General features: G+C 46.6%; 16 protein-coding genes. 12 read left to right on the plus strand and 4 right to left on the minus strand.

Going from position 1 to position 16185, the window contains the following annotated elements:
* Positions 1 to 89 precede the first annotated feature (89 nt).
* The 3 genes from pckA to hslR all read right to left on the minus strand — a co-directional run bounded on the left by pckA (position 90) and on the right by hslR (position 3351).
* On the minus strand, positions 90 to 1715 hold the full coding sequence (gene pckA / locus FLM53_RS08505; protein ID WP_048663054.1) for a phosphoenolpyruvate carboxykinase (ATP): 1626 nt from the start codon (positions 1713 to 1715) through the stop codon (positions 90 to 92).
* Between the two features lie 337 nt (positions 1716 to 2052).
* Positions 2053 to 2946: an Hsp33 family molecular chaperone HslO gene (hslO, locus tag FLM53_RS08510; RefSeq protein ID WP_176680693.1), complete on the minus strand. Its 894-nt coding sequence runs from the start codon at positions 2944 to 2946 to the stop codon at positions 2053 to 2055.
* An 18-nt stretch (positions 2947 to 2964) separates the two neighbouring features.
* Positions 2965 to 3351 (minus strand): ribosome-associated heat shock protein Hsp15, encoded by a 387-nt coding sequence (gene hslR, locus FLM53_RS08515; RefSeq protein ID WP_176680694.1) that lies wholly within the window; start codon positions 3349 to 3351, stop codon positions 2965 to 2967.
* 288 nt (positions 3352 to 3639) lie between these two features.
* Between hslR and gspC the strand changes: the two genes are divergently transcribed.
* The 12 genes from gspC (at position 3640) to FLM53_RS08575 (ending at position 15232) form a co-directional block, all read left to right on the plus strand.
* Positions 3640 to 4563 (plus strand): type II secretion system protein GspC, encoded by a 924-nt coding sequence (gene gspC / locus FLM53_RS08520; protein ID WP_176680695.1) that lies wholly within the window; start codon positions 3640 to 3642, stop codon positions 4561 to 4563.
* Positions 4564 to 4604: 41 nt separating this feature from the next.
* A complete protein-coding gene (gene gspD / locus FLM53_RS08525) occupies positions 4605 to 6629 on the plus strand; it encodes a type II secretion system secretin GspD (protein WP_132940732.1) in 2025 nt (674 codons plus the stop codon).
* Entirely contained in the window at positions 6629 to 8131 is a 1503-nt protein-coding gene (gspE, locus tag FLM53_RS08530) for a type II secretion system ATPase GspE (protein ID WP_017629476.1), read from the plus strand. Before gspD ends, gspE begins: the two co-directional genes overlap by 1 nt.
* Position 8132: 1 nt before the next feature.
* Entirely contained in the window at positions 8133 to 9353 is a 1221-nt protein-coding gene (gene gspF, locus FLM53_RS08535; RefSeq protein ID WP_176680696.1) for a type II secretion system inner membrane protein GspF, read from the plus strand.
* 88 nt (positions 9354 to 9441) lie between these two features.
* Complete coding sequence (gspG, locus tag FLM53_RS08540) at positions 9442 to 9885, plus strand: type II secretion system major pseudopilin GspG (protein WP_004741459.1); 444 nt, start codon at positions 9442 to 9444, stop codon at positions 9883 to 9885.
* Between the two features lie 78 nt (positions 9886 to 9963).
* Positions 9964 to 10557 (plus strand): type II secretion system minor pseudopilin GspH, encoded by a 594-nt coding sequence (gene gspH, locus FLM53_RS08545; RefSeq protein ID WP_176680697.1) that lies wholly within the window; start codon positions 9964 to 9966, stop codon positions 10555 to 10557.
* A complete protein-coding gene (gene gspI, locus FLM53_RS08550; RefSeq protein ID WP_176680698.1) occupies positions 10544 to 10939 on the plus strand; it encodes a type II secretion system minor pseudopilin GspI in 396 nt (131 codons plus the stop codon). The genes gspH and gspI overlap by 14 nt, the downstream gene beginning before the upstream one ends.
* A complete protein-coding gene (gspJ, locus tag FLM53_RS08555; RefSeq protein ID WP_176680699.1) occupies positions 10926 to 11711 on the plus strand; it encodes a type II secretion system minor pseudopilin GspJ in 786 nt (261 codons plus the stop codon). The genes gspI and gspJ overlap by 14 nt, the downstream gene beginning before the upstream one ends.
* A complete protein-coding gene (gene gspK, locus FLM53_RS08560; RefSeq protein WP_176680700.1) occupies positions 11695 to 12744 on the plus strand; it encodes a type II secretion system minor pseudopilin GspK in 1050 nt (349 codons plus the stop codon). The genes gspJ and gspK overlap by 17 nt, the downstream gene beginning before the upstream one ends.
* Entirely contained in the window at positions 12713 to 13942 is a 1230-nt protein-coding gene (gene gspL / locus FLM53_RS08565; RefSeq protein WP_176680701.1) for a type II secretion system protein GspL, read from the plus strand. Before gspK ends, gspL begins: the two co-directional genes overlap by 32 nt.
* A 20-nt stretch (positions 13943 to 13962) precedes the next feature.
* The gene (locus FLM53_RS08570; protein ID WP_176680702.1) at positions 13963 to 14451 is read left to right on the plus strand and encodes a type II secretion system protein M; all 489 of its coding nucleotides are present in this window, start codon (positions 13963 to 13965) and stop codon (positions 14449 to 14451) included.
* 1 nt (position 14452) lies between these two features.
* Positions 14453 to 15232, plus strand: coding sequence for a type II secretion system protein N (locus tag FLM53_RS08575; RefSeq protein WP_176680703.1), 780 nt, complete (start codon positions 14453 to 14455; stop codon positions 15230 to 15232).
* A gap of 119 nt (positions 15233 to 15351) precedes the next feature.
* On the opposite strand, the gene cysQ is transcribed toward FLM53_RS08575, so the two are convergent.
* Positions 15352 to 16179 (minus strand): 3'(2'),5'-bisphosphate nucleotidase CysQ, encoded by an 828-nt coding sequence (gene cysQ / locus FLM53_RS08580; protein WP_048663063.1) that lies wholly within the window; start codon positions 16177 to 16179, stop codon positions 15352 to 15354.
* Positions 16180 to 16185 lie beyond the last annotated feature (6 nt).

Genomic DNA, 16185 nt, shown 5'->3' on the forward strand with positions numbered 1-16185 from the left:
AAAAAAGCCCCTCAAAAGAGGGGCTTGCTACAAAAATATCATTTTAAATTGGGCGTTCGCTTTTGACTAAGCCCGAGCAGATGGTTGGATTAGTCCAGTTGAGGACCAGCTGCAACCAGTGACTTACCTTCAGCGTTGTCTGTGTACTTGTCAAAGTTGTTGATGAAGCGTTCTGCTAGATCTTTCGCTTTGCTTTCCCATTGTAGCGGGTCAGTGTACGTGTCGCGTGGGTCAAGAATCGCTGGGTCAACATCGTGTAGCGCTAGTGGCACTTCTAGGTTGAACATAGGGATAACCTTAGTATCAGCCTTGTCGATAGAGCCATCTAGGATTGCGTCGATGATGCCACGCGTATCTTGGATAGAGATACGTTTGCCAGTTCCGTTCCAACCTGTGTTTACTAGGTACGCTTCAGCGCCAGCTGCTTCCATGCGCTTCACAAGTACTTCAGCGTACTGAGTTGGGTGAAGAGTAAGGAACGCCGCACCAAATGCCGCAGAGAACGTTGGCGTTGGTTCAGTAATACCACGCTCTGTACCGGCTAGTTTCGCTGTGAAGCCAGATAGGAAGTGGTACTTCGTTTGTTCTGGGGTCAGCTTAGAAACTGGTGGTAGTACACCAAATGCATCAGCAGTCAGGAAGATAACCTTTTGAGCATGACCTGCTTTTGATACTGGTTTAACGATGTTGTCGATGTGGTGGATCGGGTAAGAAACACGAGTGTTTTCAGTTTTAGAACCGTCATCAAAATCAATAGAGCCATCGCCACGAACCGTTACGTTTTCTAGCAGTGCATCACGGCGGATAGCGTTGTAGATTTCTGGTTCTGCTTCTTTAGATAGACGAATGGTCTTCGCGTAACAGCCACCTTCAAAGTTGAAGATACCGTCGTTGTCCCAACCGTGCTCATCATCACCGATTAGCTCACGCTTAGGATCGGTAGATAGGGTTGTTTTACCTGTACCCGATAGGCCGAAGAAGATGGCTACATCGCCTTTCTCGCCTACGTTTGCACTACAGTGCATTGAAGCTATGCCTTGTAGAGGCAGTAGGTAGTTCATCATTGCGAACATGCCTTTCTTCATCTCACCGCCGTACCAAGTACCACCGATGATTTGAACACGCTCTGTTAGGTTGAAAGCAACGAAGTTTTCAGAGTTTAGACCCTGTTTTTCCCAGTTAGGGTTGGTTGTTTTAGCACCGTTCATTACCACGAAATCAGGTTCGAACGTTGCCAGTTCTTCGTCAGTTGGACGAATGAACATGTTCTTAACGAAGTGCGCTTGCCACGCTACTTCAGTGATAATACGTACACTTAAGCGCGTATCTGGGTTAGCACCACAATAACCGTCAATGACAAACAGGCGCTTGCCAGATAGCTGAGTTGTCACAAGCTCTTTCAGCTCATTCCATACTTCAGTTGTAATCGGTTTGTTGTCATTTTTGCCTTGATCTGACCACCACATGGTATCGCGGGTCGTGTCATCTTTAACAATGTACTTATCTTTTGGTGAGCGGCCAGTAAAGATACCAGTGTCAACCGCAACAGAGCCTAGTTCCGTTACTACGCCTTTTTCGTAGCCTTCCAAACCTGGCAGTGTTTCTTCAACGAATAACTGCTCGTAGCTAGGATTACGAAGAACTTCAGTAACGCCAGTCAGTCCGTGCTTAGTTAGATCAATTTGTGCAGCCTTAGTATGTTCCATAACGGTCATAGGTGCTCCTTGTAGGATATTTTGTAGGGATTTTGTATTAATTTTTTATTGTTATCTGCTCACCATGCTAGCAACGAGACTCGGGGGAAACAGGGATACAGCTCAAAAAATATCCATATTAACCTTGGGGTTTTAAGCGTCTCGTCACATATTGGCCCAACTAGTCTATCCTGTACGCAAACCTTTGCGCTAGGGGCGAGAACATTATTAATTGATTAAAATTAAGCGGTGATTTTATTACGAAATGTTAAGGAGTTTGCGCTATTTTGATCACAAAAAAAGCCAGCTGAGTGCTGACCTTTTTGGGGTAAATTACGTGTTTTTGGTACGCCGTAAATTAATGAACCGTATTGCTGCCTTTATCTGCTGCTTCTGCGTACAAAGCATCAACATCGTTCTTGTCGAACGAGTAGTTTGTGCCACAGTAATCACAGTGCAGAGCAACGCTACCTTCTGTACTTAGGATGTCGTAGATCTCTTCTTGAGCAACGGTAATGATAGCCGCCGCGCTGCGATCGCGAGAGCAACCACAGAAGAACTCAACCGGTTGCGGTGTGAACAGCTGTACTTTCTCTTGGTTGTACAAACGGTAAAGCAGTTCGTTGGCTTCTAGAGTGAACAGCTCTTCGTTTTTCACTGTGTCTGTTAGCTGCTCTAGGTGCTCGAAGTCGTCTGGTGTGCCAGTGCCGTCAGGCATAACTTGCAGCAACATACCTGCAGCGTGTGCTTTGTCTTCGTGCTCGCCAGTACGTAGCCATAGACGAGTCTTAAGCTGCTCAGAGTTAGCGAAGTAACCTTCAAGTACTTCAGCAAGAGTGTCGCCTTCAAGACCAACGATACCTTGGTAACGCTCACCTTTCTTAGGATCGATAGTGATCACTAGGTGGCCTTTACCCATAAGATCGTGCAGACCAGCGTCGTCAGCGATATCGCCTTCAAAGCGAGCAACACCACGAATCTTCTGATCGTGATCGCCATTAATAACTGCTAGAGATACTGGGCCGTCACCTTGCAATTGCATAGTGATCGAACCTTCAAACTTTAGGGTCGCAGTCAGTAGCGTAGTTGAAACCAATAGCTCACCCAGTAGTTTTTGCACGGGTGCTGGGTATTCCTTGCTAGAAATAATCTGTTGGTACGCTTCATCCATTTGTACCAATTCACCACGTACTGATAGATCCTCAAATAGGTAGCGATTTAAAACATTACTTGTAGACATTGGGTCTGCCATTTGGCTATTCCTTCTAGCTTATTGATGCTTGAACTTGATGATGTCACGACGTTGCTTCTTATCAGGGCGACGCTCTGGAGCTGGGTTATGAGCATTCAGTTTGCGCTGTTTTGCAAACTCTTCTCTTTTTACCAAGCTCTCGGTGGTTTCTTCATAGAGGGTTTGAGCGATCGGAGCTCCACCACGATGGGCAGAGATTTTCTCGATAGTCACCGTCTTTTCTTCATTACCTTGACGCAGTGTAATTACTGCCCCAAGTTCGACTATTTTACTTGGCTTGCTGCGCTGACCATTATAGTGGACTTTGCCACCATCGACCATGTTGCGAGCAATCGACCGGGTTTTGTAAAAGCGTGCTGCCCACAACCATTTATCGAGTCTGACAGCTTCACTAGCAGTTTTCATATAGGGCTGTGCCTTATTAAGTGAGAAATGAATGCGGTTTAACTGTAATGAACAGTGCGCAACATGTTTTTGATGATGCTTATCACATTAAGTAGAAGCTTTAAGTGGAGGCGGTTGGCATTTTTTTCAAGTCATATTACAAAATAGCCATGTTATGCCGATTTATCGATTTGCTATGATATAGTTCAGGATCTTATGCTTAAATAAGCTCGGTATCGAACGAATGAATAAAAAAGCTGAAAGTTTAATGATTTGCAGCGTTTGTCGTCATGAAAAGGGGCAAGGAAAGTGAACTTTTTAGAGCTCAAAAATAGCATAGGAAATTCTCCTGTGTTGAGCCGCTTATTAGATAATGGATTTGTACTTCAGCAGAAACTGAGCCTAGCTACGTGTTGTGTGTTGATTGCAGCTTCTGCATGGATTTTAGGACAGCTTGCATGGTTTATCGAACCTGCCGAGCAAACAGTCGTGCCTTGGAAAGCAACCGCTTCATCGTCTTCTGCACCTCAATCGACCCTTGATATCTCATCTTTGCAGAAGAGTAACCTTTTTGGTGCCTATAACCCAACTACGGCTCCAGTGGTTGAGCAACAAGTGATCCAAGATGCACCAAAGACGCGATTGAACCTAGTATTGGTGGGTGCGGTTGCCAGTTCGAATCCCAAATTAAGCTTAGCTGTGATTGCTAATCGCGGCACGCAAGCAACCTACGGAATTAACGAAGAGATAGAAGGCACCAGAGCTAAGCTCAAAGCCGTGTTAGTGGATCGCGTGATCATTGATAACTCAGGTCGTGATGAAACCTTGATGCTTGAAGGTATCGAGTACAAGCGTCTAGCGGTATCAGCCCCTGCGCCACCTCGCGCTTCTTCATCTGTTCGTGGTAATAACCCCGCTTCTGCAGAAGAGAAGTTGGATGAAATTAAAGCGAAGATAATGAAAGATCCGCAACAAATCTTCCAATATGTTCGCCTGTCTCAGGTGAAGCGCGACGATAGTGTTATTGGTTATCGTGTGAGCCCTGGCAAAGATTCAGAACTTTTTAACTCTGTTGGGCTCCAAAACGGAGATATTGCCACTCAGTTAAATGGGCAAGACCTGACAGACCCCGCCGCTATGGGCAACATATTCCGTACCATCTCAGAGCTAACAGAGCTAAACCTCGTCGTTGAGCGAGATGGGCAACAACATGAAGTGTTTATTGAATTTTAAAACTTTGCGTCTAACGAAGGACGAAAGTGTAGGAGAAGTACGTGAAGCATTGGTTTAAGAAAAGTGCATGGTTACTGGCAGGAAGCTTAATCTGCACACCCGCAGCCATCGCTAGTGATTTTAGTGCCAGCTTTAAGGGCACTGATATTCAAGAGTTTATTAATATCGTTGGTCGTAACCTAGAGAAGACGATCATCGTTGACCCATCGGTGCGCGGGAAAATCGATGTACGTAGCTACGATGTCCTTAATGAAGAACAATATTACAGTTTCTTCTTAAACGTTTTAGAGGTGTACGGCTATGCGGTCGTTGAAATGGACTCGGGTGTTCTGAAGATCATCAAAGCCAAAGACTCTAAAACATCGGCAATTCCAGTAGTCGGTGACCGTGACTCAATCAACGGCGATAGCGTCGTGACACGAGTTGTGACGGTGCGTAATGTGTCGGTTCGTGAACTTTCTCCTCTGCTGCGTCAACTGAACGACAATGCAGGCGCGGGTAACGTTGTGCACTACGACCCTGCAAACATCATCCTTATTACAGGCCGAGCGGCGGTAGTAAATCGCTTAGCTGAAATCATCAAGCGTGTTGACCAAGCGGGTGACAAAGAAATTGAAGTTGTTGAGCTAAAGAATGCTTCAGCAGCTGAGATGGTGCGCATTGTTGATGCATTGAATAAAACCACAGACGCAAAGAACACACCTGCCTTCCTTCAACCTAAATTGGTTGCTGATGAGCGTACTAACGCAATCCTTATCTCAGGTGACCCTAAGGTTCGTAGCCGTCTAAGAAAGCTTATCGAGCAACTTGATGTTGAAATGGCTACTAAGGGTAACAACCAAGTTATCTACCTTAAGTATGCGAAAGCTGAAGATTTGGTTGATGTATTGAAAGGTGTGTCGGACAACCTGCAATCAGAGAAGCAGTCATCAACTAAAGGCAGCTCATCGCAACGTAACCAAGTGATGATCTCTGCACACAGTGATACCAACTCGTTAGTTATTACTGCCCAACCAGATATCATGAACGCGCTGCAAGATGTGATCGCTCAGCTAGATATTCGTCGTGCCCAAGTATTGATTGAAGCCTTAATTGTCGAAATGGCTGAAGGTGACGGCATCAACCTTGGTGTGCAATGGGGTAACCTTGATACTGGTGCTGTGATTCAATACGGCAACACAGGTGCATCGATCGGTGGTGTAATGGTTGGTCTGGAAGAAGCCAAAGACACTGAAACGACTACTGCAGTCTACGACTCTGATGGTAACTTCCAACGTAATGAGACGACTACTGAAAAGGGTGACTATTCAACACTAGCGTCAGCTCTTTCTGGTGTTAATGGCGCGGCTATGAGTGTGGTGATGGGTGACTGGACTGCACTGATCAGTGCGGTAGCGACCGATTCAAACTCAAACATCCTATCTTCTCCAAGTATTACAGTAATGGATAACGGCGAAGCGTCGTTCATTGTGGGTGAAGAGGTGCCTGTTTTGACAGGTTCGACTGCAGGTTCAAGCAACGACAATCCATTCCAAACGGTTGAACGTAAAGAAGTGGGTATCAAGCTGAAGGTTGTTCCACAAATCAACGAAGGCGATTCGGTTCAGCTGAATATTGAACAAGAAGTATCAAACGTACTGGGCGCGAATGGTGCGGTTGATGTGCGTTTTGCTAAGCGTCAATTGAATACGTCGGTGATTGTTCAAGATGGTCAAATGCTGGTACTTGGTGGCTTGATTGACGAGCGTGCATTAGAGAGTGAGTCTAAGGTGCCATTCTTAGGTGATATTCCTGTGCTTGGGCACTTGTTCAAATCAACCAGTACTCAGGTTGAGAAAAAGAACCTAATGGTATTCATCAAGCCAACCATCATTCGCGATGGCATGACGGCGGATGGTATCACTCAGCGTAAATACAACTTCATCCGAGCAGAGCAGTTGTACAAAGCAGAACAAGGTTTGAAATTGCTTGATGACGATAACATCCCGGTACTGCCTAAATTTGGTGCCGATATGAATCACCCGGCTGAAATCCAAGCCTTCATCGATCAAATGGAAACAGAATAATGGCTGAATTGGTAGGGGCGGCACGTACTTATCAGCGCTTGCCGTTTAGCTTTGCGAATCGCTACAAGATGGTGTTGGAATATCAACATCCAGAGCGCGCGCCTGTACTTTATTATGTAGAGCCTCTGAAATCGGCGGCGATCATTGAAGTCAGCCGTGTGGTGAAAAATGGCTTCACGCCACAAGCGATCAGCGCAGACGAATTTGATAAAAAGCTGACCGATGCTTATCAGCGTGACTCGTCGGAAGCGCGTCAGCTAATGGAAGACATTGGTGCTGATAACGACGACTTCTTCTCGCTAGCTGAAGAGCTGCCACAAGATGAAGATCTGCTCGAGTCAGAAGACGATGCGCCAATCATCAAGCTCATCAACGCGATGCTAGGTGAGGCGATCAAAGAAGGCGCTTCGGATATTCATATCGAAACCTTTGAGAAGTCATTGTCTATCCGTTTCCGTATTGATGGTGTGTTGCGTGATGTTCTTGCGCCGAGCCGTAAACTGGCTCCGTTATTGGTTTCACGTGTCAAGGTTATGGCTAAGCTGGATATTGCTGAAAAACGCGTACCACAAGATGGTCGTATTTCTCTGCGTATCGGTGGTCGAGCGGTCGATGTTCGTGTGTCTACCATGCCTTCATCACACGGTGAACGCGTGGTAATGCGTCTGTTGGATAAGAACGCGACTCGTCTAGACTTGCACAGTTTGGGTATGACGGCAGAGAACCACGAAAACTTCCGTAAACTGATTCAACGCCCGCATGGCATTATCTTGGTTACCGGCCCTACAGGTTCGGGTAAATCTACGACCTTGTATGCTGGCCTGCAAGAGCTCAACAGTAACGAACGCAACATCCTTACCGTTGAAGATCCAATCGAATTCGATATCGATGGCATTGGTCAAACACAAGTGAACCCTAAGGTTGATATGACCTTTGCTCGTGGTTTGCGTGCGATTCTTCGTCAAGATCCCGATGTGGTTATGATTGGTGAGATCCGTGATTTAGAAACCGCTGAGATTGCCGTTCAAGCCTCTTTGACGGGTCACTTAGTAATGTCGACTCTCCATACCAATACCGCGGTAGGTGCGATTACGCGTCTGCGTGATATGGGTATTGAACCCTTCCTTATCTCCTCTTCACTGCTTGGTGTGTTGGCGCAGCGCTTGGTTCGTACCTTGTGTAACGACTGTAAAGAACCTTACGAAGCAGACAAAGAGCAGAAGAAGCTGTTTGGACTGAAGAAGAAAGACAGCCTGACGCTTTACCATGCCAAAGGGTGTGAGCACTGTAGCCACAAAGGTTACCGAGGTCGTACTGGTATTCATGAGCTTCTGATGGTTGATGAATCCGTGCAAGAACTGATTCACAGCGAGGCTGGCGAACAAGCGATCGAGAAAGCAATTCGTGGCACAACCCCAAGTATTCGAGAGGATGGCTTGAGCAAAGTTCTGAAAGGGGTAACGTCCCTAGAGGAAGTGATGCGCGTGACCAAGGAAGTCTAGTATGGCGGCATTTGAATACAAAGCGCTGGATGCTAAAGGTAAAAGCAAAAAGGGCTCGATTGAGGCGGATAACGCTCGTCAGGCTCGCCAGCGCTTAAAAGAGCAAGGCTTAATGCCGGTTGAGATGACCGAAGCCAAAGCAAAAACGGCTAAAGGTGCGCAACCTTCGACTAGCTTTAAGCGTGGCATCAGCACGCCTGATCTTGCCTTGATTACTCGTCAAATATCAACGCTTGTTCAATCGGGTATGCCTCTAGAAGAGTGCTTGAAGGCAGTTGCTGAGCAATCTGAAAAGCCACGTATTCGAACCATGCTATTGGCGGTTCGCTCTAAGGTAACTGAAGGCTACTCGCTAGCCGACAGCCTGTCTGATTACCCACACATCTTCGATGAGCTATTTAGAGCCATGGTGGCGGCGGGTGAGAAATCGGGGCACTTGGATGCGGTATTGGAGCGATTGGCCGATTACGCAGAAAATCGTCAGAAGATGCGTTCTAAACTCCTACAAGCGATGATCTACCCAGTGGTGCTGGTGGTGTTTGCGGTGACGATTGTTTCGTTCCTGTTGGCAACCGTGGTACCTAAAATCGTCGAGCCTATTATCCAAATGGGCCAAGAGCTGCCTCAATCGACACAATTTTTATTAGCATCGAGTGAATTTATCCAGAATTGGGGCATCCAATTACTGTTGTTAATCATTGCTGTGATTGTTCTGGTTAAGACCGCGCTGAAAAAGCCGGGCGTTCGCATGAGTTGGGATCGCAAATTATTGAGCATTCCGCTTATCGGCAAGATAGCAAAAGGGATCAATACCTCTCGTTTTGCACGAACACTTTCTATTTGTACCTCGAGTGCGATTCCTATCCTTGAAGGGATGAAGGTCGCGGTTGACGTAATGTCGAATCACCATGTGAAGCAACAAGTATTACAAGCATCGGATAGTGTCAGAGAAGGCGCGAGCCTGCGTAAAGCTTTGGATCAAACCAAACTCTTTCCACCGATGATGCTGCATATGATTGCCAGTGGTGAGCAGAGTGGTCAATTGGAACAGATGCTGACAAGAGCGGCTGATAACCAAGACCAAAGTTTTGAGTCGACCGTGAATATCGCCCTAGGCATATTTACCCCTGCCCTTATCGCTTTGATGGCAGGCTTAGTGCTGTTTATTGTGATGGCGACTCTAATGCCGATGCTTGAAATGAACAATTTAATGAGCGGTTAACGTATTGCTCATCAAACGTTAGTTTTTGGATTATCGAGAAGAAGGACATCATTACCTTCAACTCGCGGTCTGTAATTTGGAGAAAATAATGAAAAATAAAATGAAGAAACAATCAGGCTTTACCCTATTAGAAGTGATGGTTGTTGTGGTTATCCTTGGCGTATTGGCGAGCTTTGTTGTACCTAACCTATTAGGTAACAAAGAGAAGGCTGACCAACAAAAAGCCATCACTGATATCGTGGCGCTAGAGAACGCGCTGGATATGTACAAACTGGACAACAGCGTTTACCCAACAACGGATCAAGGTCTTGATGCACTGGTTTCTAAGCCAAGCAGCCCAGAGCCTCGTAACTACCGCGACGGTGGCTACATCAAGCGTCTACCTAACGACCCATGGGGCAACGAGTACCAATACCTAAGCCCTGGTGATAACGGCACTATTGATATCTTTACGCTTGGTGCTGATGGCCAAGAAGGTGGTGAAGGTATTGCTGCGGATATCGGCAACTGGAACATGCAAGACTTTCAATAAGCCTAGGCTTGTTGCTTGATGCGTTATTGTTGTTTGATTCGTTATTGATGGTAGGACATAAACAGATGGAGTCTAAAGGTGAAAACTAAGCAAACACAGCCAGGTTTCACCTTGATTGAGATTCTTTTGGTACTGGTATTACTGTCAGTAACGGCGGTCGCGGTTATCGCGACCATTCCTACCAATAGTAAAGATGTTGCCAAAAAATACGCTCAAAGTTTTTATCAGCGAGTTCAGCTACTCAATGAAGAAGCTATCTTGAGTGGTTTGGATTTTGGCGTTCGTGTTGATGAAAAGAAATCGACTTATGTTCTGATGACGCTTAAGTCTGATGGTTGGCAAGAAACTGAGTTCGAAAAGATCCCTTCTTCAACTGAATTGCCAGAAGACCTCGCACTGACGCTGACACTCGGCGGTGGCGCTTGGGAAGACGACGATCGCCTTTTTAATCCGGGAAGCTTATTTGATGAAGATATGTTTGCTGATCTTGAAGAGGAAAAGAAACCGAAGCCACCGAAGATCTACATCTTGTCGAGTGCTGAAACCACACCTTTTACGCTTTCTTTCTACCCAAATACGGGTGACACAGTACAGGATGGTTGGCGTGTTCGCGTGTTAGACAATGGTGTTATTCGATTGCTTGAACCGGGAGAAGAAGATGAAGAGGAATAACCGTTCTCCTTATCGCTCTCGTGGTATGACTCTTGGTTCTCGAGGAATGACTCTGCTTGAGGTGTTAGTGGCACTCGCTATTTTCGCAACCGCAGCGATCAGTGTGATTCGTGCCGTAACCCAGCACATCAATACACTCAGTTATCTCGAAGAAAAAACCTTCGCCGCTATGGTTGTTGATAATCAAATGGCCTTGGTGATGCTGCACCCTGAGAAGCTTAAAAAAGCACAGGGTACGCAAGAGTTAGCGGGAAGAGAGTGGTTCTGGAAGGTGACACCGATTGATACCAGCGACGATTTATTAAAGGCGTTTGATGTGAGTGCAGCAACCAGTAAGCAAGCGTCTCCAGTCATTACGGTGCGAAGCTATGTGGTCAACTAAGAGCGTGTTGTTAGTTAAGAACAGCTCGCTAACTAACAGCAAGTCGCTAAGTAAGAGCATGTCCGTTAAGAAACGAGTGCCTCGTAAGCAAGGTCTATCTTCAAAAGGGAGAGGTTTTACCTTAATTGAAGTCTTGGTCTCGATCGCTATCTTTGCCACGTTGAGCATGGCGGCCTATCAAGTCGTGAATCAGGTTCAGCGCAGCAATGAGTTATCAATCGAGCGCAGTGCCCGTTTGAATCAACTGCAACGTAGTTTGGTCATTTTAGATAATGATTTTCGCCAGATGGCAGTACGACAATTTCGTACTAATGGTGAAGAAGCATCATCTAAGCTGGTTATAGTGAAAGAGTATTTATTGGACTCCGATAGCATTGGTATCGTGTTTACTCGCCTTGGTTGGCATAACCCACAACAACAGTTTCCTCGCGGAGAAGTCACCAAGGTTGGCTACCGCATCAAAGAGGAAACGCTTGAGCGTGTATGGTGGCGTTATCCCGATACTCCTGCAGGCCAAGAGGGTGTGATTACTCCGCTGCTTGATGATGTAGAAGGCTTTGAAATCGAGTTTTATGATGGGAGTCGCTGGGGCAAAGAGTGGCAAACCGACAAATCACTGCCTAAAGCGGTGAGACTTAAGCTGACACTGAAAGATTATGGTGAGATAGAACGTGTTTATCTTACTCCCGGAGGGACCCTAGATCAGGCTGATGATTCTTCAAGCAGTGACTCTTCAGGCAGTAGTGAGGGGAATAATGATTCATCGACCTAACAAGCTTGTAGCGACAAGTTCGGCTTTCGGCCGCAAACAACGTGGTGTCGCGCTGATCATTATTTTGATGCTACTGGCGATCATGGCAACCATTGCTGGCAGTATGTCTGAGCGTCTGTTTACTCAGTTTAAACGCGTTGGTAACCAGCTGAACTACCAACAGGCCTATTGGTACAGTATTGGCGTAGAAGCGCTTGTGCAAGATGGTATTAGGCAAAGCTACAAAGACAGTGATACCGTAAACTTAAGCCAGCCGTGGGCGTTAGAAGAACAAGTGTACCCACTTGATTATGGCCAAGTGAAGGGACGTATCGTTGATGCTCAGGCGTGTTTTAATCTTAATGCGCTAGCTGGCATAGCGACGACTTCAAGCAACCAGACACCTTATTTAGTGACAGTTTGGCAAACCTTATTGGAAAACCAAGATGTAGAGCCTTATCAAGCCGAGGTTATCGCGCATTCAAGCTGGGAGTTTGTTGATAGCGATACTCGAGCAATCTCTTCCGCTGGCGTAGAAGACAGTACTTATGAGGCGATGAAGCCATCTTATTTGGCAGCTAATGGCTTAATGGCAGACGAATCAGAGCTACGAGCGGTTTATCAAGTCACGGGTGAGGTGATGAATAAGGTTCGCCCATTTGTTTGTGCTCTACCGAGCGATGATTTCCGTTTGAACGTGAATACACTAACGGAAAAACAAGCGCCACTATTGGAAGCGATGTTTGCTCCGGGCTTAAGTGAATCGGATGCGAAACAGCTGATAGACAAACGTCCATTTGATGGTTGGGATACGGTGGATGCTTTTATGCAAGAGTCTGCCATTGCTGGTGTCAGTGGCGAAGTCAGCAAAAAAGCCAAAGCATATTTAACTGTAGATAGCGCCTATTTTGAGCTAGATGCAGAGGTATTAGTTGAGCAGTCACGTGTGCGTATACGGACGCTTTTCTATAGTAGTAATCGAGAAACAGTGACGGTAGTACGCCGTCGTTTTGGAGGAATCAGTGAGCGAGTTTCTGACCGTTCGACTGAGTAGCGAACCACAAAGCCCTGTGCAGTGGTTAGTTTGGTCGACAAGCCAACAAGAAGTGATAGCAAGTGGCGAATTGTCTAGCTGGGAGCAGCTTGATGAGTTAACGCCCTACGCTGAAAAGCGCAGCTGCATCGCTTTATTGCCGGGAAATGAATGCTTAATTAAGCGTGTTGAGATCCCGAAAGGTGCTGCTCGCCAGTTCGATTCTATGCTGCCGTTTTTGTTAGAAGACGAAGTTGCACAAGATATCGAAGACTTACATCTGACTATTTTAGATAAAGACGCTACTCATGCGACCGTGTGTGGTGTTGAACGTGAATGGTTAAAACAAGCGTTAGAGCAGTTCCGTGAAGCCAATATTGTCTTCCGCAAGGTACTGCCAGACACGTTAGCTGTGCCTTTGGAAGAACAAGGCATCAGTGCGTTGCAGATAGACCAGCATTGGTTATTGCGTCAAGGCAACTACCAAGCTGTATCAATCAGTGAAGCATGGCTCCCAATGTTTTTGCAAAGTGATTGGGTTGTCGTTGATGACGAAGAAAAGCCAGCGACGATCTTCAGTTACACCTCAATGCCGAGCGACGACGTTCAGCAGCAAAGTGGAGTGGAGTGGCAAGCTAAGCCTGCTGAGTTGGTGATGTCTCTACTGAGCCAACAAGCGATCACAAGCAGCGTGAATTTACTGACTGGCACCTTTAAAACCAAATCTTCATTCAGTAAATATTGGCGTGTTTGGCAAAAAGTGGCGATTGCGGCTTGTTTGCTGGTGGCGGTGATTGTGACTCAACAGGTGTTGAAGGTTCAGCAATATGAAGCGCAAGCTGAAGCTTACCGAATGGAAAGTGAGCGCATCTTTAGAACTGTATTGCCAGGTAAACAGCGTATTCCAACTGTGAGCTACCTTAAGCGTCAAATGAACGATGAAGCCAAGAAGTATGGCGGTTCAGGCGATGGTGACTCCTTACTTGGTTGGCTAGCCTTGTTGCCAGAAACTTTAGGACAGGTGAAATCCATTGAAGTCGAAAGCATTCGCTACGATGGCAACCGCTCAGAGGTTCGACTACAGGCTAAAAGCTCTGACTTCCAACATTTTGAGACCGCGAGAGTGAAGCTCGAAGAGAAGTTTACCGTTGAGCAAGGGCCATTGAATCGTAATGGCGATGCCGTGTTTGGCAGCTTTACTCTTAAACCCCGTCAGTAACCTGCGCAAGGAGATCAGTGATGAGAAATATGATTGAGCCACTCCAAGCGTGGTGGACTTCAATAAGTCAAAGAGAGCAGCGATTAGTTATCGGCTGTTCAATTTTATTGGTGGTAGGTGTGGTTTATTGGGGGCTAATACAACCACTCAGTCAGCGAGCTGAACTCGCACAAAGCCGTATTCAGAGTGAGAAGCAACTGCTGGCTTGGGTCACCAATAAAGCCAATGAAGTGGTTGAACTGCGAGGCAGTGGCGGCATCAGTGCTAGTCAGCCTTTGAACCAATCCGTACCTGCTTCTATGCGTCGTTTTAAGATTGAGTTAATTCGTGTACAGCCACGTGGCGAGATGCTGCAAGTCTGGGTTAAACCTGTACCCTTTAATCAGTTCGTAGATTGGCTAACATACCTGAAAGAAAAGCAGGGTGTTGAGGTTGAGTTCATGGACATTGATCGTTCTGATAGCCCTGGGGTTATTGACGTCAACCGACTACAGTTTAAACGAGGTTAATGTGAAACGCGGTGTATCTTTGAAGTTAGGTTTGCTCTTTGGTGGCATCTTTATTGTCTTTTTCTCGGTTAGCCTGTTACTGCACTTACCGGCCTCATTTGCTCTCAAGCATGCACCTGTTGTTCGTGGATTGAACATTGAAGGTGTTGAAGGGACGGTTTGGCAAGGTCGTGCCAACAATATCGTGTGGCAGCGTGTTAATTACGGCTCAGTACAGTGGGACTTCCAGTTCTCTAAACTGTTCCAAGCTAAAGCTGAACTAGCGGTTCGTTTTGGTCGCAATAGCGACATGAACTTGTCAGGAAAAGGGCGTGTTGGGTACAGCATGAGTGGCGCGTATGCGGAAAACTTAGTCGCATCAATGCCCGCTGCGAACGTGATGAAGTATGCCCCAACCATTCCAGTGCCGGTTTCTATTGGTGGACAAGTAGAACTGACGATCAAACATGCGGTTCATACTCAGCCTTGGTGCCAATCGGGCGAAGGTACGCTTGCTTGGTCTGGTGCTGCCGTTGACTCACCTGTGGGGTCGTTAGATCTAGGCCCTGTGATTGCCGACATTACCTGTGAAGACAATACTATTGCAGCCAAAGGTACTCAGAAGAGCGACCAAGTGGATAGCGAATTCTCTGCGAGTGTCACGCCTAATCAAAGCTACACCTCGGCGGCATGGTTTAAACCGGGGGCAGAGTTCCCGCCAGCCATGCAGAGTCAGCTAAAGTGGCTAGGCAACCCGGATAGCCAAGGTAAGTACCAGTTCAGCTATCAAGGGCGCTTCTAGTCAGATAGCTTCTTTTGATCTCGTATCCGCTAGTTATCCGAGAGCAAGATAAAAAAATGGGCACCTCACTGAGGTGCCCATTTTATTTGAATATCAGATTGTTATGAGGCTAAGTTGTTTTAGTCTTTGCCTTGTAGGATCTCAGCCCAAGGTAAGTCTGCATCACCAAGTACAATGAAGTTCGGGTTCTCAAGGGTCTCTCTTTCATTGTAAGAGAGCGGCTCTAGTTGAGTACTCAAGATACGACCGCCAGCTTCCTCAACAATGCACTGGGTTGCTGCGGTATCCCACTCGCCAGTAGGTCCAAGGCGCAGATAACAATCCACAGCACCTTCTGCGACTAAACATGCTTTTAGTGCGGCAGAGCCAAGAGGCACCAAGTCATAGTTCCATGCCGAGCTCATGCGGCTCGTGATGCGGTTGATATCTTGGCGGCGGCTGATCGCCATTGCTATAGATTGGTTTGGCAGCTCGTGACGGTGCGTTTTGATTTTAACGCTGTCATTAAGGTCTGGGATCTTCCAAGCCCCTTTGCCGCTGTAAGCGTAATAGCTCACACCAGAAACAGGCGCATATACCACACCCATTACCGGCTTGTTATGCTCAATTAGGGCGATAATTGTCGCGAAGTCACCACTTCTTGCGATGAACTCCTGCGTTCCATCTAATGGGTCTACTAACCAGTAACGATCCCATTGCGCGCGTTTCTCTAGGCTAATATCAGCGGCTTCTTCGGATAACACCGGGATATCTGGCGTGAGCTCACTGAGCTTTTTCGAGATCAGCTTATGCGCTGCCAGATCGGCACTGGTGACTGGTGTGTCGTCACTCTTGGTGAACTCTTCGTAATCTTTCTTTTCGTAGATCTCTAAGATGAGTTGGCCTGCAGAGCGAGCAACCTCAATCACAGAGGGTAGGAGATGAGACAAATCTTTTGTTGTTGGCATAAATAT

The sequence above is a fragment of the Vibrio sp. Scap24 genome, from assembly GCF_013394185.1.
Lineage (GTDB): Bacteria > Pseudomonadota > Gammaproteobacteria > Enterobacterales > Vibrionaceae > Vibrio > Vibrio pomeroyi.